Source organism: Microbacterium sp. LWH10-1.2, assembly GCF_038397765.1.
Lineage (GTDB): Bacteria > Actinomycetota > Actinomycetes > Actinomycetales > Microbacteriaceae > Microbacterium > Microbacterium natoriense.
The window spans coordinates 2,918,208-2,939,742 of record NZ_CP151638.1 but is presented as its reverse complement, the minus strand read 5'-3'; the positions used below and the strand labels follow the sequence as shown (position 1 = coordinate 2,939,742).

The following is a 21,535-nucleotide window of genomic DNA, read 5'->3' as shown; positions in this document are numbered from 1 at the left end:
CGGGCGCTCACCGATCGAGCGACACCGGCCGATGACCTGGCTGCGCAACGGGAGCGGCTCCGTCCGTAGGCTCCGGGTGGTGAGATGCTCCGCGGCGCAGTTCGATCAGTTCGGCAGCAAGCCGGCGCTGCTGGATTTCGACGACCTCCGAGCCGGCTGGAACGGGCAGCTCCGGAACGACCCGCTGGATCGCCATCTGATGCAGCTCGATCAGCGCCTCATGGGAGACCGGCGGCATCGCTGGGAGGCTGTGAGCGTACGCTGTCACACGACGCAGCTCGCCGAGCCACTGCGCTGACTCGAGCGAGGTCATCCGCTCAGACTGTGCAGATACCAGGGCGCCGGTGACTTCGCGGAACGTCTCGACACTGGGGGAGCGTCGCTCGTCAAACACGATGTCGCCACGACGTCCAAACACCGAGACGCGGTTCACCCTCGAGTCATTCCCGGAGGCCGCGACCAGAGCCCGCGTGCCCCGGAACGTCTCCGCGTGCTCGAGCACGGAAGTGAATCCAGTAGGACGGTGCGCGCGCACTCGGCGAAGACTCCCCGACGTCGCTGCAAGCAGGCTTTCCTCCTCGCGGACCGCGACGACGACGAGCTCAACCTCGTAGCCGTCGCCTGCGAACCGGCCTGCCACGCCGAGCGCAACATCTGGACTGCGAAACGCGCCCTCCAAGATCACGGACAGACGGTTCTCTCTGGCGTGCGTGAGCGCGGCCTGCAGCCAGGCCGCTGTCGACTCGGCGACCTCGCGCCGACCCACGGGTGAGTCCATGAACGTCTCGTCAAGAAACCGCGGGTGGAACGCACGGAGATCATCGGCCGAGACGGGTACGAGATCATGGCCGCGCTCAGCACGGATGCTGCCGATCGCACGCCCTGCGCCGGCGCCAACCTGACCAGTCAGGAGGACGAACGTCGGCTTCGCGCTCGGCCGCAGTCCGTCAAACAATGAACGTAGGACGCTGTCCTGCGTGTTTGACGCGCTGGCTGGGGCGTCGGTCATGATCTGATGCCCATGCCTGCATCGCGCGAAGCCGACCAGCCTCGATCGAAGAGCCGGTCACGGGTCTGTTGAATCACTCGCCCAGTGTCGCTTTCCCTAGCGGTTCCAGCGCGGAACTCAGCAAGGGATTCCGCGATCAAGCGGCGAGCCTCGTCACGCAAGGCTTCGTAGTTCTCGGTACCGCTGACTAGCCAAGGGGAGGTGTGCTCCGGCATGCTGACTCCTCTACTGCGAGCCTAGCAATTGGCTGCCCTCATGCGTCGACGACCGGTTCGGTTCGGGTCGCAGTAGAAGCGAATCCGAGATCGACAATTTGCACCGTAGGTCGAACCTGACCGCCCAGGCGCTTCGGTGGACCTCTCAGTTATTGATGTCGGTAGACGACGCGGGTCCTGCCGCAAACCACGCTCGCGTAACACGCGACTGGCAGGCGCCGGGTGAGCGGGTCGGCTCACGATTCTTTCATCAGGAACGCGGGAGGAGCGTCGATTTGCAGAAGCAGCAATACACCAGCGTCGTACGGGCAAAATTGCCGGACTCAGCCAAGTTCGATCATCCATCAGCGGCACCCCGTCCACCAATCGGACGGTAGTCGATACTGCATCCGTTCCGGAGGCGGCGCGGATGGAGGTCGACGAGGCCGCATGACAATGGTGTGTCCGAGAATGGCCCTAGTCTCGGATTATGCTTGAAACTGCTGCCGCTATCGGAGGAATGGCTCGCGCTGTTCAGCCCGCTACCGCACTCGGTCGACGCGCTCTCCAGCGATTGCGCCTCCGTGGCAGTTTCGATATCCGGTGGATTGAACTCGACGATGAGCACGGGCTAACAGCGGCGGACGTCGGAGACATTGAGGCCTTCCTCTGTAGCAGGGAAGGGCGCGCGATCCTCAGCGCCCTTGTGCTCACGCTCCTCACTCCGGAGTCTGCAGTACGAACCTCATCCCTGGAGACCGTCCAGGGTATCTTCTCGAATAGTGCACAGAAGTGGTGTGCTACGCATTCGAGTAGGTGGTATGACGCCCGAGATTCGCTTTGGAGCGACCTGGTCCGTATCTATGACAACGCGACACCAGCAGGTCAGGAGCTTGCTGATGCTGCCGTCGAGTACGAAGACTTTCTTCGCACACCGGTGGGGCGTGGCGGTGGAACAGAATCCGGGACGGCCTCGCGCGTGCGCTACGTGGAGCGCCTCGCCGACTTGTGCGGTGACATCGACCGAGTCGCGGACGCTGTCACTCTCGCGGAGCGGGCGAAGGCTTCCATCGCCGAGGCTCCCGCGCCGCCCATCATCACTTACACGAACTCATCCACGCGTGCGACATTCGGCGACCTGTATGTGAGTCGCACACTCATCGACAAGAGCACGAACTTGGAGGTGGACGGTCTCCAGCTCGGTGAGCGAGGGACCCCGTATCGTGTCGTCGTCCATGGTGCGCCCGGGGCAGGGAAAAGCACCTTTGTTCGCAACCTGCGTCAGGAGCTGAGCAGGGATCCGGATGGGCAACCGGTCCTGATGCTCGCGTGTCGTACCTATTTCCCGGGGGCGAAGGACCTCACCATCGTCGAATACCTCCGAGGCGAGCTGCGGACTTCTTCAAGTATCGAGCTCTCGACGTCTGACCTGCACGATGCGTTGATGTTGGGGCTGATGGTCGTGATTTTCGACGGACTCGACGAGGTGACCGACATCAATCAGCGCATTGAGATGGTCCATCGAATCTCCTCGTTCGCAGCCGAGTTTCCAGCGGTTCCCGTGCTGGTCACCTCGCGCTCCATCGGGTACGAGCGTGCGCCGTTGCCCTCGGGCACGTTCGACACTCTCGCTCTGGACGAGTACTCGCCCACACAAACTCGCGAGTACATCCAGAGATGGTTCTCATTCGTCGAACGTCCGGAACTGGTGCCCGACTTTGTGAGTGAGTCGGAGTCGGTATCGGACCTGAAGAAGAATCCGCTGCTGCTTTCGCTTCTGTGCATCCTATACAGGGAGCGAGGATCGATTCCGCGGCGTCGTCGAGACATCTACGCGAACTGCGCCGATCTGCTGTTCCACAAGTGGGACTCGCACAGGCACATCAACCAGCCCGAGGAGCTACATGCCAATGGCGACCGGATCATGCAGGAACTCGCGCGCTGGGTCTACAAGTCTCAGGCTGCACAGAATGGGTTGTCAGAGAAGGTAATCACCAAGACCATTGGCCAGTACCTGTGTGACACCGCTGGTGTCGAAGAAGGTGAGGCGCGGCGCCGCGCAGCCGAGTTCCTGGAGTTCTGTGCGGATCGGGCATGGCTATTGGGTACGACCGGAACGGATCACGGCGAGCGGCTCTTCGGGTTTACGCACCGCACCTTCTTCGAGTACTTCGCCGCTGAAGCGATTTCCCGAGGAAGCGGGGATCCGGAGAAGATCGCCGAGACCCTAATAGAAGCACACAAGCGTGACGCAACCACCGTGCTCCCGGAACTTCTGCTCCAAGCCATAGACGAACGACTCGAGCGAGGCGCAGCCGAAACCTTCAAGAGAGTGTGCGATCGCACCGATGACGAGGTTTTGATCCTGCGTCTGATGGAGGGAGTTTCCCTACCTGCGCTCACCCGCGCCAAAGGCTTCGACCGAATCCTCGACCTTTGGCGAGCGAAGCGCGAGATGCCCTGGCCGGCAGTCCGCGCATTGCTCTCACTGAACCGTGATGCACGAGACCAATTCATTCGTGACTACGTCGTTGCCGAGGAGGCACCGGGACGAAGCCTCTTCGCCGGCGCATGGGCAACGCTTGACCTTCGAGGCATGACATTCCGATATGCAGAGTCATGGGACGCGGCGATTGCGGCACTGACGTCTGATGATTCGCACGATGGGGCTTGGTACCGCGGCGCGGTCGCCATCTGGAACTGGCTTCACCGAGCTGCGCCACTCCCGTCGGCTCAACGAAGCGCGTTCACGGTGAAGGGAGCTTTTGGCTCATGCGTCGGAATTCTATGGATTAGCGTTGAACAGGCCAACTCTTCATCAGCGTCCGTGTCACAAGCCGATCTCGACGAGGCGTTCGCTTACGCAGTGAACAAGGCGCGTTCGAAACTTGTCCTGGATGCACCAACTACGATGTCATTCGTCGACCTAGTGCTGCATCGCAGCGATGGGAACAATCTCCCCGATGGCAGACGGCTCGCGGGCAACGGGTTGTGGACCTACCTCTACCTACTGGGCACCGTCTACGAGTCTCGTGTTGACGATCCGGAGTTGTTGGAAGAGCTATCGCCGAACTTGCCCGGTATGGCCAGGGATCTATGGGCTCTGCGGACGGCTGCTGCGGAGAACGACAGGACGACGAGAGCCGACCTTCCGGTTTCGCTTCAGAGGGCGCCGAGGTGGCTCCAGGACTGGGGTCTCGGACGACGCGCATTCACCGTTTACGGCGATTGACTATCGGGCGGGAGTGATTCCTCAACACGAGCACCAAAGACCAGTTTTGGTATGGCAACCACGACGAGGTTGCAAATCCCGTTGGCCAGCGCTCGCGCAGCTGGGGATGGCGAAACGCCAGCTGCGCAGTGGCGGGCATCACGCGCTCATGGGTATCTGCATGGAGGCGGGGGCATATCTGTTCAGGACTTCCGCGCGGTGACCTGGGGACTCCGTGACCGTCATCTATGCAGGTGGCGCTGTGCCTTTCGATACGATGCTCGAAAACACACAGGGGGACGACGATGCCGACAATCTCACCGATCAGTCTCGTTTCGACGATGATTCACGAAGTACCGCGAGGTAGGGCGGTTGATGGTGGACCGAGCGTGGTTTTGTCTCAAGACCCCACCACGCTTAATCCTCAGACTGATCGCTTCATCCGAGAGGAGATGCTTCAGCCCTCCTTCGCGAAGGGGCGCGAGATCGTCTACGGGACTGATTTCGGGAGTCCGATTCCGGACCTGGCGCGATCGGTGCTTCAGGACCCTAGTCAGTTGCAACTTGCTTCACAGCGCATGGCCGCACATCTGCATGCGGCGCAAGGCGGGTCGGCTTCCGCTGGTGTGTTCCTGTGCTCCCTCGCGCGTGCGGACTCGATCGATCGCCTCATCATCATGAAGGCCGAGCACCAGGAGGGTGTCCGACTCCGACAGACTGTCGATGACGACGGGGTGATCTCCTTTGAAGTGGAGCATCTCGATGAGCTGATTTTGGGACGCGCAGCTCAGGTGTACAAGATCGCGCTTCTGTGGATAAGTCCGACGTCAGACCGGCTGACGGGACTGATGGTGGATCGCCAAAATGGCCAGGGCTACGCGGACTACTTTCTCGATCGGTACCTTGGTTTCGAGCTCGTCCACCAAGCGGAGAAGCTGACAGAGGACTTCGTGAAGAGCATGGGACGATTCCTCAAGTCGTCGTCGTTGTCCGATGAGAAGAAACTTCGCTATGGAGGTGCGATCGCAGCCGTTCTCGAAAGTCCTACTCCAAGCCTGAACGCCTCGAACTTCGTCCGGGATTTCATCGACCGGGAGGACCGGGATGAACTGATTGCTCTGCTTCCACAGCAGGTGCTCGCGAATGAGTTTCGAAAGGATACGACACTCGTGTCGAGTGCCATCGGCGGGCTTCGTGTGCGAACCCAGCATGGGGTGATCATTCAGGCGAGTACCGGTGCTATCGATTCGGGCCTTGTCGAGGTCAGCGACACCAGTATCGTGATCAACGACAATCCCGAAAGCTACGACCTTTCGAAGGGGCCGCGTTGACTAACGTGGAGCTCCCCACGCCGTCGTCGCCTGCGCAGCTTTACGCTACTTCGCTTCCAATGTTGGAGGAGGCGAACTCCAAGTATCGCAGGCTCGTGCGCGCGATCGTCGGGCCTGTCGCTGGCGAGCATTACGTAACCTCGAGGGTGAAGACTGCCCGAAGCCTAATTCGAAAGCTCAGCAAGACACCTGGCGTGTCCCGCGAGTGGGGATCGATTACCGACAAGGTCGGTGTTCGAGTGGTGTGCTCGACCAAACGAGACTGCAAGGCGGCTCGGCGTGCCTTAGAGGCGCATGGATGGGAGAGTTGCGTCACGGAGGTCAAGACAGGCAAAGCCGACAAGCTCTTCTACGCCGGGACGCATGTGACCGTCGATGACGGAGTTTCGAAGGACTCGCTTGGTGGAGCTATCCTCTGCGAGGTTCAGATCCGTACTCGTTCGCAGGATGCTTGGTCGGTGGTCTCCCATAAGCTCCTGTACAAGGGGCTGGTCAAGCCGCCGCGCCGCGTCGTCCGTGTCATAAACCGCCTCACTGCCGTTGTGGAGATCTTCGATGACGAAGTTCAGCGCATGTTCAAGAAGAGGGAGTCGTTGCCTGCGTACGAACTAGCCAGAGCCGTCGAGTACCTTGATGATCGGTACGAGGCGCTCTTGGGCGAGCCCGGTGGTGCGCCCACAGACCTGGACATCATCACGGTCTTGTGGGCGGCTTACGAAGAGTCCGAAAGGGCCCGATTCGCTGAGCTCATTGGTGAGTATCTGGATGAGGAACCTGACCTCGGGGTCCGTTTGAGGGAGCATCAGCCCAACAGTGCCTCCTATGTCGACAGCCGCGACTGGCTCTCAACGCAGCCTGAGGTGATTGCCGTTCTGGAGCGTGCTAAACATCGTGAGTCGTTGCTCGTCGACGCGATTCGGGATACCGATCTCGAGGACATCGTGCGTAAGACTTGCAGTGCATTCAACATCGTGCTGATGGATTGATACTTCCACGCGCCCTCGCTCTCCGGACTGTCTCAGCTCACTCCTCATTGCCGTGCGACCAAACTGCTGTGAACTGGTGCCCTCAAGTTGAGCCCGAGGGCGCGATGCTTCGAGGCACCAGAACCTAGGGCAGGGCGAGAGTGATGCACGCAGGCACTTTCTGTGAATACTCTGGCGTGATAGGCAGATTGGGCGTAGCCTGGCCGCGTGCGAGGTGGTCTCGAGCGTTGGAAGCGTGGTATGGGCTCGCAGGGGGTTCGCCAGGCGATGGACTACGCGTTCCGGGGGACGTGTGATTCCCACCTGCGTGCGGCTGGTGCTGAAGCGCTTGCTGGCTACAGCGAGGTCGACGAGGCGGCGGTCATCCGATTCACGGTTCACGAAGGCGCGATAGACCACGACGAGCTGGACGCTGAGCAGTTGGCGTTGTGGGTGGACGGGTGTGATCCGTTGACGGGAGAGCGGCGGGGCCGGTTGCTGTCGTCGGTCGATGCGGACCTGGTGCTGGACAGCACGCTGAATGCGCCAAAGTCGATCAGTATCGGCGCGTTGCTGCACCCGGATCTCTCGACCGCGTATGAGGCGTTGCAGGACCGGTTGCGTGACCGTGTCCTGCGGTTGTGGCAGGCGGAGCTGAACGCCCGTCGCGGCGCAGGTGGCCGCGTACGTGAGCCCTTGGCGCGGGTCGAGGCGGTGGAGTTGCGGCATCGACGGTCTCGCGCGTTGGATCCGCATGTGCATCGGCATCTCTGGCTGAACGTGCGGGTACAGGGGGAGGACGGGCGGTGGTCGAATGTCGATTCCCGGGTGGCAATGCGGATGCAGACTCTCGTGAACGCCGAGGGGGATCTCGCCACGCGGACCGACCCGGGATGGATCAGAGCGTTGGCTGCTCACGGGTACTCGATGAATGCGGACGGGGAGATCGCCGAGCTCGCACATCTGGTGCGGCCGTTATCGCGGCGATCGAATCAGATCGAGGCGAACCGGGCGGTGCTGCTCGCGCGGTGGCGGGCCGAGCATCCAGGCCAGCATCCGGGGCATGAGGTGCTGCGGCAGATCGACCGCTACGCCTGGGCGGCGCACCGGCCGGACAAGCCCGACAGCGTCGACGAGGACGAGTGGGCAGCGATGATCATGGAGGAGCTGCGCCGCCTGGATCCCCACGTTCTTGACTGGACGTCGCCCCCGGATCGCGCTGTCCGGGGTTCTGTGCCTATGGATCGTGATCTCTTGGCGCGGCAGGCGGTGGTTGAGGCGGATGACCGGTCAAAGTCGAGTAGCGGCCGGTTCAGTGCCTTGGATCTCCGCGCGGGGGCGACTCGCGCAGTCGCACGCTCCGGGCTCGTCTCGGACCGCAACGACCTGCAGGCTGTGATCGATGACGTGACGGCCCGTGCGCTGTCGTACACGCGCGACCTGCTGCCGGACAGGCAGGGGAAGCCGCAGCATGTGAAGGCGCTCGTCACGCGCGCGTTCGCCGCCCGGAAGACCCAACTCGGCCAGCACCTCACGGCCCTCAGCTGCACGCCAACCGACCTCGACGACGCGAGCGCAGCCGAGTCAGTCGCCGGAGACCCAGCTCTCGGAGGGTCGCAACAGGCCGCAGTGACCGCGATTGCCAGTTCACACCGCCTGGTGACGGTGACCGGGCCGGCGGGCACGGGCAAGACCACCCTGCTGCGCGCTGCCCGCGAAGCCCTCGCCGGGCAGCGCCGGCACCTGGTCGTGGTCGCGCCGACGAGGAAGGCGGCCGCGGTGGCCGGGCGAGAGGTCGGAGTGCCGAGCACGAGCATCCATGCGCTGCTGGCCGACTATGGGTGGCGGTGGCGCACGGACGATGCGGGTGCGGAGCTCTGGTGGCGGCTACGCCCGGGGGAGGTCGACGCTATCACCGGCGCCCGGTATTCGGGATCGCGGATGCTGCGGGTCGATGCGGCGACGCGGATCGTCGTGGATGAGGCGGGGATGCTGGATCTGAACGCCGCGAACGCACTGACGTTGTTGGCGGTGGAGACGGGTGCGGGGGTGGCGATGATCGGTGACCCGCTGCAGGCCAGCCCCATCGGTCACGCCGGGGCGATGGCTCTCGCCTCCCGACGGGCCGGGTGCACGGTCGAACTCATCGATGTTCACCGTTTCACGGACCCCGCATACGCCGCCCTCACCCTCCGGCTGCGCAACCCCGGCACGGTCGAGAAGGCTCTCCAGGTCGCCGCTGACCTGCAGGCCGGCGGGCATGTCCACCGCGTGCACGACCTGGTGGAGGCGCATGAGATGCTCGTCGACGGCTATTTCCAGCACCGTGATCGAGGACGGACGGTGGCGATCGTGACCGGCAGTAATGAGGAGGCCCGGGATCTCAGCGAGGGGATCCAGGAGGCGCGTGTCGCCCGGGGACAGCTCACGGTGGAGAGGGTCGCGGTCGGTGCGGGGGAGCAGCGGCTGCTGGAAGGGGACGTCGTGCAGACACGTCGCAACGACCGCATCACTGGGGTGCAGAACCGGGCGTTGTGGACGATTTCCCGTATCGGGCCTGCCGCGATCGAACTGCAACGCCACGACGACTCCGCGGACGTGCGGGTCGTGCCGCCCGAATACGCAGCGGAGTTCCTGCAGCTCGCGTACGCGACAACGGTGCACGGGATCCAGGGGGAGACCACCGATGTCGCTCTCGTTGGTCCCGGCGTCACCGCCGCCGGCCTCTACGTGGGACTCACCCGCGGACGCCACGTCGATGAGGCGATCGTCGTCGCGCACACGGACGAGCAGGCGCGGGAGCGGATCGCCGAGCAGATGATCCGCGGCATCCCCGACACCGACCTCGACGACGCAACCCGCACCGCCGCCCGCGACCTCGCACACTCCGCCCACGACCCCACGCCCGAACCCTTGAGGACGTCCACCGCCGGACGTGTCCTCGCGGCGCTCACCGCCTGGCTGCTCGCCGCGCGCGCCGCCATCCTGCGCACGGACGCGGACACCGCGAACACAGCCGCGCGCCGCCACGCCCGCCCCGCACTGCCCGCTGCGGGCGGATCTATGCCGGACGACGTCCGCGTGGCGCTGGACGCGCGGATCCGCGCCGCCGAGGCCGCCGAAGCAGAAGCGTTCGACCGTTACCTCCACGAACACGACACGACGCGAAGCATCTTTCGCGACACGTACCAAGACGAGGCGGCACCAGCCGGTGCCGCGGTGCCGAAAGAACAGGGAAGAAGGTTGAGATGAAACTCGAAGACGCGGATCTGATCCTGCAGAAAGTCGGGACGATCGCGATCATGTACTACCCGGAGCTGCCTGCGGATTCACCGGATTACCGCCTCAAGGAGGACGTCGACTGGTGCCTCACCGACCTTGATACGGGGGAGGACATCACTGAGCTGCGAGAACTGATCGGACGGACGATCGTCGACCCGACGACGCATCGTGAAGCCCTCACGGAGCACATCTACGGTCTGGTGCCCGAGTCCGCTGAGGCCGACGGATGAGATCATGCCCGAGAGCGAGGACGAACGGGCGGCGCGCCGCCGGGAGACCACCCGCCGGTGGCGTGAGACGCACGCGGAGCATCTGAAGGAGTACCGGCGCCGGTACCGGGAAGAGAACGCCGAGGCGATCGCCGAGAGCGCTCGTGCGTGGCGGGTCGCGCACCCCGAGCGGCGACGACAACTGACCAGAGAATCGGCACGTCGGCAGGCGGCCCGCCGGCGGCAGAAAGCGGCCCGCAACGCCCGAGCCCGCGAACGGTACCCCGAGATCCGCGAGCAGGCCATCGCACGAGGACGCCGGTTCCGGCACGAGCATCCCGAGAAAGTGCGGGAGTATCAACGTCGGTACAAGGAGCGCCACCCCGAGAGATACCGGGCGAACTCCGCGGCGGCGTCGCAACGGTACCGGGACACGCAGGCGGAGAGGATTTCGGGAGAAGCAGCGCCAGGCCGCGGCCGACCGTCGACGTGCGAACCCTGACTATTACAGGGAGCAGTACGCTCGGCACCTCGAACAGCAGCGTGCGCGCGGCCGGGCCGCATCACGTTTGCGCAGCAGGCTGAAAGCTCTCGATCTCCCGCCCCGACAGGTGCACCGCACCTACGCGTCAGACAAACGCGCCCACGCCGCTGACGCCGACGATTTCTTCCAGCGTCGCCGCTCCGTGGACGCTCGGGCGAGGGCCACGTTGGAGGTCATCGACCCCGACCTGCTCGAAGTCCCGGCGCGCGTGGAAGTGCGCAGGAGGCAGCTCGCCCGTAAGAAGAACCCGACCTCCGTGAAGCAGCGGGTTGAGCGGGCTACCCGCAGCGGTGAACACCATGGCCGCGCCCATGAGACGGCCGCCGAGCGCCAGGCCGAACGGCTGCGCACACGGCGAGCATCCGACCTGCAACGCGTGAAGATGGCACATGACGCCGCCCGGCAGGCGATCCTCGACGCGCACCCGAAGATCTACGAGGCACACTGCCGGCGACGACGCGCAACGATCCGGGAAGAAGTACGCATGGACTCCATCGCCCGCATCCAGCGCGGACAGCCACCCTACGTCCTCGACGACGAAGTCGCCGCCCGGCTCGAAGCAGAATCCACCGAGATCCTCCGGGAACGGATCGAGGAGCTGCGCGCTCGTACGCTGAGGAGGGTGGACCGAGTCCTGCAGAAGTACGACCCTGCCGCGCCGTATCCGACGCCAGGGTCCGGGGCCTCCAGTGGACGGCAGCTGCCATGAACAGCTTGCGTCCTGAGCGCGACGATGCCGAGCATCGGATCGTCGACGTTATTGGGGACATCTTCGGAAGCGATGTCGACGCACACCAGCCCGCGGTGCCCGACGTGCGGCATGGTAATGCGCGACGATCCTAGAGGGTTCGTGTGCGGGGGCTGCAGGCGTGCACATGACTGGGTAGCGGAGCTCGACGCCGTCCAGATACGGCCGGAGTTCGACGGACCCGAGATCCAGGGCGGCTGATGTCGGCGGGGTCACATGGCCTCGGGTTCTCGGAGGGCGAGAGGACGAGCCATTTCGAGCGACGTGCATCACCATTCGAAGAAACAAGGATCGACCGACCTCTGGCTTGACCGGGCTCCACGAGCGAGTTGCTGGCGGCGAAGAGGACTATTCACCGCCCACGATTGTCGGCAACCGGCGCCGCAGTCCCGGACTTTCATTGGCGAGAGATGCCGACACCGTGGCTTTGATGTATCACTGCGGAGGCTTCCCGAAACGAACATGGCGTGCGGTCCACGACGCCGGGCTGTTCGACTCCGCCGTGAACATCGCCGAAGGCAAGGGCCTGACGGACGAGTGCGTCATCACCCTCGTCGACGCGGGCGTCACCTTCATGGTTCTGTCGGTGAGTTCGAACAGCGAATGTCGACGAGTTTCGACAGCACTCGTCCTCGGCAGCGATTGAGTGTTCATGTATTTTGACACCACCTGCATGAGTCACGACTGTGGGACCTGCCCACTGGCCACCGCCATTCGATCCGACGCTTCTTCCTAGGTCTGTTCGTTCACTCCCTAGGGCCGATATGTTGGGGGCAGAGCGCCCTCTGTGAGCGACCATCGCCCACAGCCAAGGGTGCCGACACGGAGGGAATGATGGTGTCTAGATCTACAAGGTTCTCCGCAAGAAAGGCAGCTGCCATCAGTGCGATCGCTGCCATGGCCGTGCTTCTTTCGGTCCCGGTGCCAGCGAACGCGGATAGCAGCCAAAGTGCGCCGGACTATCTTGTCGAATGGCAAGGTGAGGTGCCCGCGGAACTGATGAGTCCGGAACCCCTTCCGGAGGAGTTCCAAACCGTCGGCAATGCGGACGAGAAGGTACTTGCTGCGCTTACACAGTTGCAGTACGAGCACAAGGAGCTCGGGATCGCGGGCACCGAGTGGGTTGGTGATAGAGGGGTCACTCTTCTGTATGCCACCGCCGATGCTTCGGAGGTAACGGCCATCATCCGAGACTATGGTCTCGCGGGCGCTGTCGAGTATCGAGAAGCCGCATTCAGCGCGGAAGAGATGACCGAGCAGATCCGGAAGATCACCGGCGACGACGGCGTCCTACCTTCAGGTCAAGCTGTGGTGATGGCCGTTCCTGCACTCGACGGCCGCAGTATCGATCTAACGCTCGACAAAGCAGATGAGTCGAGCAGGGCACAGGTTGAAATCCCTGATGTGGGACTGGAGGTTCGGGTCGACTACGGCGAACCCGTTACTCCGGCGCTCCGCAACCACGCGCCTTCGGGTACGAATCAGCGTTACTCCGGCGCCCTTATGCACGCTAGCAATGGGTGCACGACCGGATTCCGTGGCGTGAGAGTTTCTGACTCGAGGCCGTCGATGATTTCTGCGGACCATTGCCAGGTCGGGGGAGGTGGAACCGGAGTGTCTTGGTACTACGGCGGCGGCAGTAGTTACGGTTTGGGTGTGGCTCAGGGTACGCTCGTTCCCCCTACAGGGCGACCCGACGCCGCTGTCTGGAGCGGCACTGGCGTCTACGAGATGGTTCCAGGCCTGCTTGTCGGCGGAAACACCCTCGGAAGTTCGACGCTCTATCCCATTAAGGGGGCGGTCACCACATCTGTCGGCTCGACCGTCTGCTACTCCGGTGCGTACTCAGGGACCGTGTGTGCCAACCAGGTCACAGCGACTGGGGTGACGATCTGCTACGTAGCACCATACGGCTGCTATACCAACCTGACCCTCACCACGAACACCAACAGCACGCCAGCAGCCGGAAATGGAGATAGCGGAGGGCCGGTCTATATCAGCTCCGGATCGAACGCCTACGCTGCGGGCTTCATCAGTGGCATTCAGAACGCTACGACGACGTGCACCGGCGACCCCGGATCAACCAACGGGCGGCAATGTAGCGACAAGGTGATCTATGCGCCGATCATCGACATGTTCGACGCCGGCTACGCGATCAGCATCATCCCGTAGCGGTTAGCCGGTCGTGACCTGGACAGTGAATCCGTCTAGGTCACGACCGGCATCCAGCTCGAAGGTGCGCGGAGTGCTGTCTGCGGTGCATGCTCCCGAGGAGTTCAGGATCTCCGTGGTGAGCGTAATTGTCTGCTTGTCTTCGTCGACGTCAGCGATGACAGGAACGACCGGACACGATCCAGATCCAACGGTCGTGACAATCAACGTCTCACCCGCCCACCACGCCTGAACCTCAGCTCCCTCATCGACGTTCACTGGCAGAGGTTGCCCTGCTGTTGTCGGCTCACCGAGATAGCCAGGAACCTCGGTTGGTGCGCAACCGACTAGGCTGACCACTGCCGTGCATACGAGCAGGAACCCGACGTTCTCCCTGCGCCTAGTCATCGTGTGGAACATGCAGATCCTCCGCCGTATCTTGACTATCGTCCAGACTAATGTGGACCGCGCAACTGTATCTGTGAACGTCATCAAATCGCGATGGGCACGGTCCGGGCGACACGCTCCTGTTAGCGATAACTCAAACCGATCGAGATACTGACAGCACGCGACGAGTGTGTCAAGCGACCTGTTCGTCGTCAATCGTGACGAGTTGTCCCGCAACAGCACCGCTACGATTTTTGGCATGGAAGTCGCCCACCGACATCAGCCGGAGTTGGACGACGATCCAACAAAGGACGCCGGTTCTTCGGCAACTGCTCTTGATCTCAACGCATCCTTCGCTGAGTGGAGAGGATGATTGGGACGATCACTGCGGCTGCGAGCAAGACGCCCGCGGCCGCGAGAGCCGAGAGGAAGATCCACGAGTTGGTTCCCCACACCTGATCTGGCTGGGTTGAGAGTACTGTTGCGACCGCCATGATCACGGCCAGCGTCGTGATGATGAGAGCAAGCGCCGGTGTTCTTCGCTGAGATCCTCGAGGAGCGCGGACCAGTCGCACGATCATCCAGAGAGATGCTAGCGTCGCGAGTATGTAGCTGCTCACGCTCACAACGGTCAAGATCCAGCCCCCAATCGCCTCCGCTTCGGACGGCGCTCCGCACACGATCAGCATCGGCGCGAAACGATAGAAGACATCGGTCGTGCACTGGCCACCGCGAAGTTGCCATGTCGCCCAGAGGCCGAAAATGAGGGGGATCGACGTGCCCAGGCTGAGCGCCGCCCACCCCGTCGGAATGAGCGGTCCCTCGATGTCATTCGCTCTTACCAATAGCAACTCCAGTACGTTGCCGGAATCGTACCGAACTGCTCTGAGTTCCAGCAAAGGTCGGGGGCCTTCTTGCCGTTTCCGTTGTTTAGCACCATTCGCGAGCTTGCCGGTCCTGGGCCAGGGTATGCGCCTGGTGTCACGCCCATGCAGTCCATCAATGGCATTGAAGGGTTCTGCTCGCACCAGGTTCGGCTTACGGGCTGGACGATCGCGCCGAGGACGCTCTGTACGTCATCGCCCCTTTCGGGATACATGCGGATAGTCAAGAACTGGTCACCGTATGAGCTCGGCATCACTTGAGGTTGTGCCATTCCGACAGCGATCGTACTCACGGTGCAAGGGTCACTCAGGTCATTGAAGTCGCCGTACATGCCCAGGGTGGCCGGTGCCACGATCTCATCGGGTCCATTGATCACGTAGGCGTACCAGCTATATGGTCGGGTTGACGCCGCCGCCCAATCCTTGTACGAGATCGCGGTTGCACCGCATTGAGGCCGATAGCCATAACCAATCGGGTAGGCACCCCCGAGATGCGGCCGAAAACTGGTGTAGAAGTCGAACTGGAACTCCATGCCCCAGTGGTCCGCCATGACCAGTGGTGAGTTGAAAGGGCTCAGCCCCCACCATGAGTACTTGCCCGTGATCTCGAGGGTGGTCGAGCTTGTGGCGACTACCTGTCCTTCTACGCTGTTCGGTTGCCACGTGTCGGAGGCGCCTAGGGAGCGGATCTCGCCGCCATCGGTCTGTTCCGGCCGATTGGCGTTCATTCGCGACGCATCGGCGTTGGGGGCGTCGAATTGAGCCAGATCTGCACCGAGAAGATCCGGGGTGTCACGCTGCGATGTTCGCGCAGCCTCGAGCTCATCTGCCAGCACGTACGCGGACACGATCTCCGGAGCGGTTCCCGTCTCCTTTTCTACTCGTGTCAGGAACTCCTCAGCAGTCATCCCTGAACCGGGCCAGTAGTCACCGATGATCGAGTCGGTGGTGAAGTGGTAACCGTGAATCTCGACCCCTGACGCCCGGGTCACGCTCATCGCGTCCTGGAGGCTTACTGGGTGAGCGAAATCGAGTTCCCCGTATGTGGGTTTGGGGTCATCCTCCGACTTAGTGGTGGAATGCGCGTTGCCATTCATCGATGGCGCGCTCGGTCCAGTTCCGCTCGCCGCCGATGCAGGTGCCGCCGCCGAGGCCCCCGCGATCAGCAGCAACACGCATGCGAGCGCAACTCCGGTCTTCTTCTTCACTTATCCTCCGAATTGAATAATCCCCCGCTCGCATGATGGCGGAAGTCGTTTTCGAGGTCAAGCGATAGTTGGTGGGACGCTCGCGGAACTGGTGCGGACGTTGTCGTGAATGTCTCTCGTCAGTCGACGCGAGGTGTTGCGCGCCTACAGGGTTTCAGTAGTGCGTCTGGTATCACTGAGCAAAACGATGAGCCGCCCGGGGGGACGAGCGATGTCAAAAGATGAGAACCAGTACTCGAAGAAGCAAGCACTGAAGATCCATGACGAATCGATCCGATTCCAACGCCAGGTGCGCAACGGCGTCCTGACCAGCGGCGGCGTCGTCGCGATGATCGCGGTGTTCTACGGCCTGTTCATGCTCACACAGCAACTACAGCGGGGTAACCCTGCGACCGTATCCAACCCGGACATCGTGATGCTTCCTGCAACAGGGACGACGTTGTCGACGGCCTTTGGTGCACTCCTGGCGGTGATCCTGGGTGTGTGGTTCAGCCCGAACGCGTTCCGTCTCGGAAAATCCGAATCACCGACGACGATTGCCCGGGAGCTGGCGACACAATCCACCATCGTCGCTATCGCTCGCATCTGCACGCTGCTCTCTCTCGCGGTCGGGGCCTGGGCATTCATTTCTGCCACCCTTGCCACGGCGCCGCAGCAGGTCGACGTGATCCGAACGATAGTGCCCGCATTGATCGGCTTCGGGCTCGCATGGTGGGCGGCCGCCGCGGAAGTCCGGGTGGCGGGAAGCCCGATCAGGCGCCTGCAATGGGCACAACGATTCCGGGAATCGCTACGGGTGCGGGGAATCATCGATAGTGAAGTCGCACCACGTCTCTCGCGACGCGCGCTCTTGTCACAACGTTTCCTCGCCTTTGCTATCGTCCCTATGATCGCTTGGGGACTTGGAATACTGATCGTCCCTGCGCCCAATATTGGTGCCACGGTCGCCCGTCTTGTGACAACAGTCGCCATCGTGTTCATTGCGTACTACGCGCTTAGAAACTTCGTGTATTGCGTCATCGGAGGCCAACTTTGGACGGCGTGCTCAGTCATGGGTGCGGTGGCCATGGCCGGAGTTGCGTTGGCGAGCTCCGCCGCCGCCGCAGCGTTGCCGACCAGTTCTGATGACGATGTTTTCGAGCTGGCACCGCTCGGTCGTTCCGTTCTTCTCTTCAGCGTCGTCACCTTGTCGATACCTTTCCTGCTTCTTGCGGTTCTGACTTTCCGTCGGCTGTTCGGGAGATCGCCGGGACTGATCTACGACGCAGTGATGCGGCGATACGATCGAGAGTTCCGGGTCGCGAACGATAAGGCAGAGGAACTCGTTCGGAATGATACGGATGACCCCGCGCAGGTGCCGATCAAAACGCGATTTGCGTGGGCGAGTATCGCGGCGATCGCTCCTGTTCCGCCGTTCAATTTCATGTTCGCAGCGCTCGCGTTGCGGCAGGCCCGTGGAGGGAATGTCCGTGGAAAAGGTGTCGCGATCGTGGCGATCGTTCTCGGGATTCTCCTTGCTCTGGTCGTGACTGGCGCGATCATTTACGCGGCGTGGAGTAACCCGGCTCTGGTGTTCTGCGAACCTCAGTCGACAGCGGTGTGCTTTAGAGCGGGATGACTGCGCGGAGAGCGGTCAACGGGAAACACATTCACAAGCGGGTCTTGCATTCCTCAGCGGAAACAAGACGCGGTCAGGCTTTACGAGTCGTCCTCGCCGCTCGGGCTTTCACGGCATTCGTGCCGAATCGTGGGTTGTGCCGCCTTCTCGCGATGGTGGTGGCCTTCCACAGGTTGCTGAGTCTGTTCCCACGGGCGGCGGCAATCTCGTGGATCAGGTCGTGGCAGGCAGGGCACACTGGGACGAGATCCATCAGTCGCTCGTTTCCGAGGTTCTTGTATGTCCGGTGATGGAGGTGCATTCCCTTGGAACGTGGGGCATCGCAGACCCAACATTCTTTGGAAAGTTTGCTGTTCCAATATCGTTCACGAGTCGCCCGCCATGCTGCCGAGTTGATGTACGCGCGGTAGTTTTCACGGGTGACGGTGGCTTTGCCCGGCGATGACATGGAGCCAGAGTAACCGTGCCTTCGGACGTCAGCGGGGATCGCTGCGACGGAGCTTTGCTTGCGGCGTTCGACCAGTTGTCATCTGAAGCCCTGGCTTCGGGGACTCTAGGCAGGCAGAGAGGACGGGAGTAGCATCGCTCCCGTCCGCTCTGGTGGTTCAGCGCGCGACGTCTGCGCCGGCGTACGAGGCCGGTGCTGCTACCGGCCCCGAAGCGTTTGCTGCGGGGCCGCTAGCTTTTGGGGCGCGGCTGATGGTGGCATCCGCGAACTTGAGTGAGGCGCCGACGGTGTCGGCGAGGATGTCTCGGGTCTCGCGGACCTGGCCGGTCTCCTTGTCGGTGTAGGAGCCGAATCGGAGGTCGCCGACGACGATCGCGGTGTCGCCCTTGTGGAGCGAGTTGGTGACGTGTCGGGCTTGCTGGTTGAAGACGACGACGCGGTGGAAGACGGTGCCGGCGTCTTCCCACCTGCCGGTGTCCTCGTTGAGCCGTCGGTCGTTGACGGCGAGGGAGAACCGGGTGTACTCGGTGCCGGATTCTCCGGCGCCGTGATCGGGGTCGGCGGTGAGGTTGCCTTCCAACGTCACCGGGATCTTGGTGGTCATTCTTTCTTCCTTTCGTCGGGGGACGGGCTCGTCCCCGGGTGGGCGTGAGCCTGGCTGGCCCACGCGGTCCATTCGGTCTCGTCGGTCGTGTCGTCCCAGGATCGGGGTTTGGTGGCGCGGTGGCCGTTGGAACATCCGCCGCCGTAGGCGTGACTGAGTCGTGGCCACGCGATCGCGAGGCGTTCGTGCCAGCCGATCGGGCCGAAGCCGGCGTCGCTCGGGTCGAACGCCGCGAGGTGTGCCGTGTGGAGTGCCGAGAGCTCTTCAACGAGCCGGTCGTGTTTCCACCAGCACGCGGGGATGACGCTGACAGGCACGTTGTATCGGACGGTCATCCATTCCACCCACTCCCGCAGCGCGGCCCAGCGGTCGGCGGCGTCCTCGTCGGCGAGGTCGCGCCAGCTGGTAATGATCCCGCCTATGGGCGCGGAGCTCCCATACCGGCTTAGAGGGTCGAGACCTGCGAGTTCTTGCGCTAGCAACGCCTCCACGTCTTCACGGTCGCGACTATTCATGACGCCTCCTCGAGCATGTGGGGGAGCCGCTGCTGGAGGATGGTGAGGGCGTGGTCGGATGCTTGCCGGCGAGTGCGGTGTCGGGCAAGGACGGGGTCGCGGTCGATGAGGCGGTGCAGCAACTCATGACAGTACGGGTGTAGGGGGGTAAGGTCGCCATCGTCTTCCCAGGCCTGCCAGACTCCTCGGGCGATGCGGACACCGGCATAGTCGCGGTGGTGCAGGTCGAGGTGATCGGCAGTGTCGGGGATGCCGCACGCGGCGCAGGGCACGAGGCCGGCGCGGACGTGGGTGCGGAACCAGCGGTCGCGGCGCGCGTGCCAGGCGGGGGAGCGGAGGAACTCCAGCCGGTAGAGGTTCTTCAGGCCGGTGCGGCGCGTGTTGCTCATTCGTCTCTCACCGCCTCGGCAGTGTCGTCTGACTCGACGGGCTCATCAGGATCTTCGGGTGTGGGGTTGTGGATGTCGTGGAAGACGGCGCGCTGTTCGTTCTCGGTCTGCTGCTTGCCTCGAGTGATGTCGCGAGCGTCGCGGCGTTCGTCCCATCCGGCGAGATCGAGGAGCACGCCGCGCCGGTTGCGATAGGCGAGGAGTCCGAGAGTTTCCGGCATCCGACGAATCTCGTCGACCGACATCAACGGCAACCGGTCCTGACGTTCGGCGGTGTGGTGGCCTGTCTGGTTGGTATCCCAAGAGCGTTCGGTTCGGCGGGCATCCCTCGTGCCGAGGAGTGCTTCGATGTCGCGGAGGTGAGCGACGTGACTGGCGCCGCCGAGGAGGACTTTCGCCGTCGCGGCAGCCCAGATCGTGTCGGCCTCGGCGCGGGACCAGGCGGTCTCTGCTTGCGAGAGAGCCTGGAGTACAACGAAGGTGCAGATGCCGCGCCCGCCGCCGTCGGCCATGACCCGGGGGAGCCCTGCCCAGCGGAACATGTTCACGATCTCGTCGAGGATCAGTCCCAGTGGTGACGCGAGACGTGATCCAGGAGAAGCAAGTGCGCGGGCCCGGGCGACTTCGACGATGTCGTCGAGCAGTGCGCCGAGGAATCCGCCCATCGCGGACGCGCCGGAGGAGGAGCCGAGGAGATAAAGGGTGTTCGCGTCGTCGAGGAACGCGCGTGCATTGAAGGTGTTGTCGCCGGGCTGGGGCATGAGTGCGTCGCGGATCTGCGGGACCGCGAGGGGCGCGACGGCGCCTTGGACGCCGAACCAGATCGAGGAGACGAGTTTCTCGTCCCCGCTGATGGTTGCCTCCAGGTTGTCTCCCCATCCGGGCGCGCCGTCGGAGCGGAGTATGTCGACTGCGGTGCGGGCGAGAGCGGGGCTGGAGCCCCAATCGTAGACGTCTTCGATGCTCCGGTCTCCGACGGCGGCGGCGTGCAAGAGCCGGCCGAGGACGACGCCAGAGGCGTGCGCCCATTCCCCGTTCGTGGTCGATGCGCCGAGGGCGGTGCCGGTGATGATCGCGGTGCCGCGTTGCATGGCGACGAGGGGGTCTTCACAGCCGGGGAGAGGGCTGACCTTGAGGGGATGACGGATGCCGGAGAGCCCTTGCGGGTCGAAGACGTGCACGGTGCCACGGCGGGCGCGGGGTCGCATGGTCGCGGTGAGGTTGTCGTTGGTCGTGGAGGTGGTGATAAGTGGGCCGGACCAGTCGAGGATCGCGGAGATCAGCACCCGGTATCCCTTGCCGGAGCGGGGCGGGCCTTCGAGGGCGACGGAGTCTTCGATCGACACGTACACGTCGCGGCCGCGGGAGCAGCCGACCCGCCATCCCACGTCCGTCGGCTGTGGATTAGGGAGGTCAGGGCGTAATTGTGCGGCGCGGCGGAGCACAGCCTTGTCGGAGAGGTGCTGGCGGATCTCGGATGCGGGGGCGAAGCCGGGGCGGCTGCGCAGGTCGGCGATAAACGCTCGATCCGATTCCTGGTACCGCAGGTACCAGATCACCCCGCCCGCCGCGACGGCCAACAGAATGAACACGGCCACGAGATCCAGAACCCGGATGGCTGTGACCGGCACCACGCAGCCGGCCGGCGCCGCGTACATGCCGGGGTCGCCGGTGGCGGCGAGGACGATGCCAGCGAAGATGCTCGTCGATGCCGGGCGGGCACCGCAGGCAGCCTGCGTCACCGCCTCGGCGACGAACGCGAACAACAGGCTGAGTAGAAAGGCCGCGGCGAGGATTCCCGCGACGCCTTTCCCAGCCCATCCCCTGTCCATGACCCC

General features: G+C 63.3%; 20 protein-coding genes. 10 read left to right on the top strand and 10 right to left on the bottom strand.

The features are described 5' to 3' along the window. Positions 1-7: 7 nt before the first annotated feature. Together MRBLWH10_RS13985 and MRBLWH10_RS13980 are read right to left on the bottom strand one after the other, a co-directional pair. Positions 8-1,009, bottom strand: a complete 1,002-nt coding sequence (locus MRBLWH10_RS13985) for a zeta toxin family protein (RefSeq protein WP_341940360.1) — start codon at positions 1,007-1,009, stop codon at positions 8-10. Further along, a complete protein-coding gene (locus MRBLWH10_RS13980; RefSeq protein ID WP_341940359.1) occupies positions 1,006-1,224 on the bottom strand; it encodes a hypothetical protein in 219 nt (72 codons plus the stop codon). Before MRBLWH10_RS13980 ends, MRBLWH10_RS13985 begins: the two co-directional genes overlap by 4 nt. A 469-nt stretch (positions 1,225-1,693) precedes the next feature. Here MRBLWH10_RS13980 and MRBLWH10_RS13975 point away from each other — a divergent pair, with 469 nt between their 5' ends. The 9 genes from MRBLWH10_RS13975 to MRBLWH10_RS13935 all read left to right on the top strand — a co-directional run bounded on the left by MRBLWH10_RS13975 (position 1,694) and on the right by MRBLWH10_RS13935 (position 13,665). After that, on the top strand, positions 1,694-4,435 hold the full coding sequence (locus MRBLWH10_RS13975; protein ID WP_341940358.1) for an NACHT domain-containing protein: 2,742 nt from the start codon (positions 1,694-1,696) through the stop codon (positions 4,433-4,435). Between the two features lie 431 nt (positions 4,436-4,866). After that, positions 4,867-5,745 (top strand): nucleoid-associated protein, encoded by an 879-nt coding sequence (locus tag MRBLWH10_RS13970; RefSeq protein ID WP_341940357.1) that lies wholly within the window; start codon positions 4,867-4,869, stop codon positions 5,743-5,745. A gap of 5 nt (positions 5,746-5,750) precedes the next feature. After that, the gene (locus MRBLWH10_RS13965; protein WP_341942597.1) at positions 5,751-6,731 is read left to right on the top strand and encodes a RelA/SpoT domain-containing protein; all 981 of its coding nucleotides are present in this window, start codon (positions 5,751-5,753) and stop codon (positions 6,729-6,731) included. 267 nt (positions 6,732-6,998) lie between these two features. Further along, positions 6,999-9,962, top strand: coding sequence for a MobF family relaxase (gene mobF, locus MRBLWH10_RS13960; protein WP_341940356.1), 2,964 nt, complete (start codon positions 6,999-7,001; stop codon positions 9,960-9,962). Further along, positions 9,959-10,222 (top strand): hypothetical protein, encoded by a 264-nt coding sequence (locus tag MRBLWH10_RS13955; RefSeq protein ID WP_341940355.1) that lies wholly within the window; start codon positions 9,959-9,961, stop codon positions 10,220-10,222. Before mobF ends, MRBLWH10_RS13955 begins: the two co-directional genes overlap by 4 nt. 4 nt (positions 10,223-10,226) lie before the next feature. Beyond that, the gene (locus tag MRBLWH10_RS13950; RefSeq protein ID WP_341940354.1) at positions 10,227-10,703 is read left to right on the top strand and encodes a hypothetical protein; all 477 of its coding nucleotides are present in this window, start codon (positions 10,227-10,229) and stop codon (positions 10,701-10,703) included. A 208-nt stretch (positions 10,704-10,911) separates the two neighbouring features. Next, entirely contained in the window at positions 10,912-11,454 is a 543-nt protein-coding gene (locus tag MRBLWH10_RS13945; RefSeq protein ID WP_341940353.1) for a hypothetical protein, read from the top strand. Positions 11,455-11,800: 346 nt separating this feature from the next. Continuing rightward, positions 11,801-12,139, top strand: a complete 339-nt coding sequence (locus MRBLWH10_RS13940) for a hypothetical protein (RefSeq protein WP_341940352.1) — start codon at positions 11,801-11,803, stop codon at positions 12,137-12,139. A 251-nt stretch (positions 12,140-12,390) separates the two neighbouring features. Next, positions 12,391-13,665: a hypothetical protein gene (locus MRBLWH10_RS13935; protein WP_341940351.1), complete on the top strand. Its 1,275-nt coding sequence runs from the start codon at positions 12,391-12,393 to the stop codon at positions 13,663-13,665. A 3-nt stretch (positions 13,666-13,668) separates the two neighbouring features. On the opposite strand, the gene MRBLWH10_RS13930 is transcribed toward MRBLWH10_RS13935, so the two are convergent. From MRBLWH10_RS13930 to MRBLWH10_RS13920, 3 genes are all read right to left on the bottom strand, one after another. Then, positions 13,669-14,064, bottom strand: coding sequence for a hypothetical protein (locus MRBLWH10_RS13930; protein WP_341940350.1), 396 nt, complete (start codon positions 14,062-14,064; stop codon positions 13,669-13,671). A gap of 308 nt (positions 14,065-14,372) precedes the next feature. Further along, positions 14,373-14,930 carry a hypothetical protein gene (locus MRBLWH10_RS13925; RefSeq protein ID WP_341940349.1) on the bottom strand — a complete coding sequence of 186 codons (558 nt, stop codon included), beginning with the start codon at positions 14,928-14,930 and terminating at the stop codon, positions 14,373-14,375. Further along, positions 14,870-16,123, bottom strand: coding sequence for a hypothetical protein (locus MRBLWH10_RS13920; RefSeq protein WP_341940348.1), 1,254 nt, complete (start codon positions 16,121-16,123; stop codon positions 14,870-14,872). Before MRBLWH10_RS13920 ends, MRBLWH10_RS13925 begins: the two co-directional genes overlap by 61 nt. 211 nt (positions 16,124-16,334) lie before the next feature. On the opposite strand from MRBLWH10_RS13920, the gene MRBLWH10_RS13915 reads away from it, so the two are divergent. Next, the gene (locus tag MRBLWH10_RS13915; RefSeq protein ID WP_341940347.1) at positions 16,335-17,741 is read left to right on the top strand and encodes a hypothetical protein; all 1,407 of its coding nucleotides are present in this window, start codon (positions 16,335-16,337) and stop codon (positions 17,739-17,741) included. Positions 17,742-17,814: 73 nt separating this feature from the next. Here the strand turns inward: MRBLWH10_RS13915 and MRBLWH10_RS13910 are convergent, their stop codons facing one another. From MRBLWH10_RS13910 to MRBLWH10_RS13890, 5 genes are all read right to left on the bottom strand, one after another. Next, positions 17,815-18,189: an HNH endonuclease signature motif containing protein gene (locus tag MRBLWH10_RS13910; RefSeq protein WP_341940346.1), complete on the bottom strand. Its 375-nt coding sequence runs from the start codon at positions 18,187-18,189 to the stop codon at positions 17,815-17,817. Positions 18,190-18,346: 157 nt separating this feature from the next. Continuing rightward, on the bottom strand, positions 18,347-18,793 hold the full coding sequence (locus MRBLWH10_RS13905) for a single-stranded DNA-binding protein (protein WP_341940345.1): 447 nt from the start codon (positions 18,791-18,793) through the stop codon (positions 18,347-18,349). Then, positions 18,790-19,308, bottom strand: coding sequence for a hypothetical protein (locus tag MRBLWH10_RS13900; protein WP_341940344.1), 519 nt, complete (start codon positions 19,306-19,308; stop codon positions 18,790-18,792). Before MRBLWH10_RS13900 ends, MRBLWH10_RS13905 begins: the two co-directional genes overlap by 4 nt. Beyond that, positions 19,305-19,697, bottom strand: coding sequence for a hypothetical protein (locus MRBLWH10_RS13895; RefSeq protein ID WP_341940343.1), 393 nt, complete (start codon positions 19,695-19,697; stop codon positions 19,305-19,307). Before MRBLWH10_RS13895 ends, MRBLWH10_RS13900 begins: the two co-directional genes overlap by 4 nt. Further along, complete coding sequence (locus tag MRBLWH10_RS13890; protein ID WP_341940342.1) at positions 19,694-21,529, bottom strand: TraM recognition domain-containing protein; 1,836 nt, start codon at positions 21,527-21,529, stop codon at positions 19,694-19,696. The genes MRBLWH10_RS13895 and MRBLWH10_RS13890 overlap by 4 nt, the downstream gene beginning before the upstream one ends. Positions 21,530-21,535 lie beyond the last annotated feature (6 nt).

What these genes read in the sequence shown, in the direction of transcription:
- MRBLWH10_RS13975 (WP_341940358.1), top strand. Translation starts at nt 1,694, where the DNA reads ATGCTTGAAACTGCTGCCGCTATCGGAGGAATGGCTCGCGCTGTTCAG.
- MRBLWH10_RS13915 (WP_341940347.1), top strand. Translation starts at nt 16,335, where the DNA reads ATGTCAAAAGATGAGAACCAGTACTCGAAGAAGCAAGCACTGAAGATC.
- MRBLWH10_RS13895 (WP_341940343.1), bottom strand. Translation starts at nt 19,697, where the DNA reads ATGAGCAACACGCGCCGCACCGGCCTGAAGAACCTCTACCGGCTGGAG.
- MRBLWH10_RS13970 (WP_341940357.1), top strand. Translation starts at nt 4,867, where the DNA reads ATGCTTCAGCCCTCCTTCGCGAAGGGGCGCGAGATCGTCTACGGGACT.
- MRBLWH10_RS13930 (WP_341940350.1), bottom strand. Translation starts at nt 14,064, where the DNA reads ATGTTCCACACGATGACTAGGCGCAGGGAGAACGTCGGGTTCCTGCTC.
- MRBLWH10_RS13890 (WP_341940342.1), bottom strand. Translation starts at nt 21,529, where the DNA reads ATGGACAGGGGATGGGCTGGGAAAGGCGTCGCGGGAATCCTCGCCGCG.
- MRBLWH10_RS13980 (WP_341940359.1), bottom strand. Translation starts at nt 1,224, where the DNA reads ATGCCGGAGCACACCTCCCCTTGGCTAGTCAGCGGTACCGAGAACTAC.
- MRBLWH10_RS13955 (WP_341940355.1), top strand. Translation starts at nt 9,959, where the DNA reads ATGAAACTCGAAGACGCGGATCTGATCCTGCAGAAAGTCGGGACGATC.
- MRBLWH10_RS13900 (WP_341940344.1), bottom strand. Translation starts at nt 19,308, where the DNA reads ATGAATAGTCGCGACCGTGAAGACGTGGAGGCGTTGCTAGCGCAAGAA.
- MRBLWH10_RS13905 (WP_341940345.1), bottom strand. Translation starts at nt 18,793, where the DNA reads ATGACCACCAAGATCCCGGTGACGTTGGAAGGCAACCTCACCGCCGAC.
- MRBLWH10_RS13910 (WP_341940346.1), bottom strand. Translation starts at nt 18,189, where the DNA reads ATGTCATCGCCGGGCAAAGCCACCGTCACCCGTGAAAACTACCGCGCG.
- MRBLWH10_RS13935 (WP_341940351.1), top strand. Translation starts at nt 12,391, where the DNA reads ATGGCCGTGCTTCTTTCGGTCCCGGTGCCAGCGAACGCGGATAGCAGC.
- MRBLWH10_RS13985 (WP_341940360.1), bottom strand. Translation starts at nt 1,009, where the DNA reads ATGACCGACGCCCCAGCCAGCGCGTCAAACACGCAGGACAGCGTCCTA.
- MRBLWH10_RS13950 (WP_341940354.1), top strand. Translation starts at nt 10,227, where the DNA reads ATGCCCGAGAGCGAGGACGAACGGGCGGCGCGCCGCCGGGAGACCACC.
- mobF (WP_341940356.1), top strand. Translation starts at nt 6,999, where the DNA reads ATGGACTACGCGTTCCGGGGGACGTGTGATTCCCACCTGCGTGCGGCT.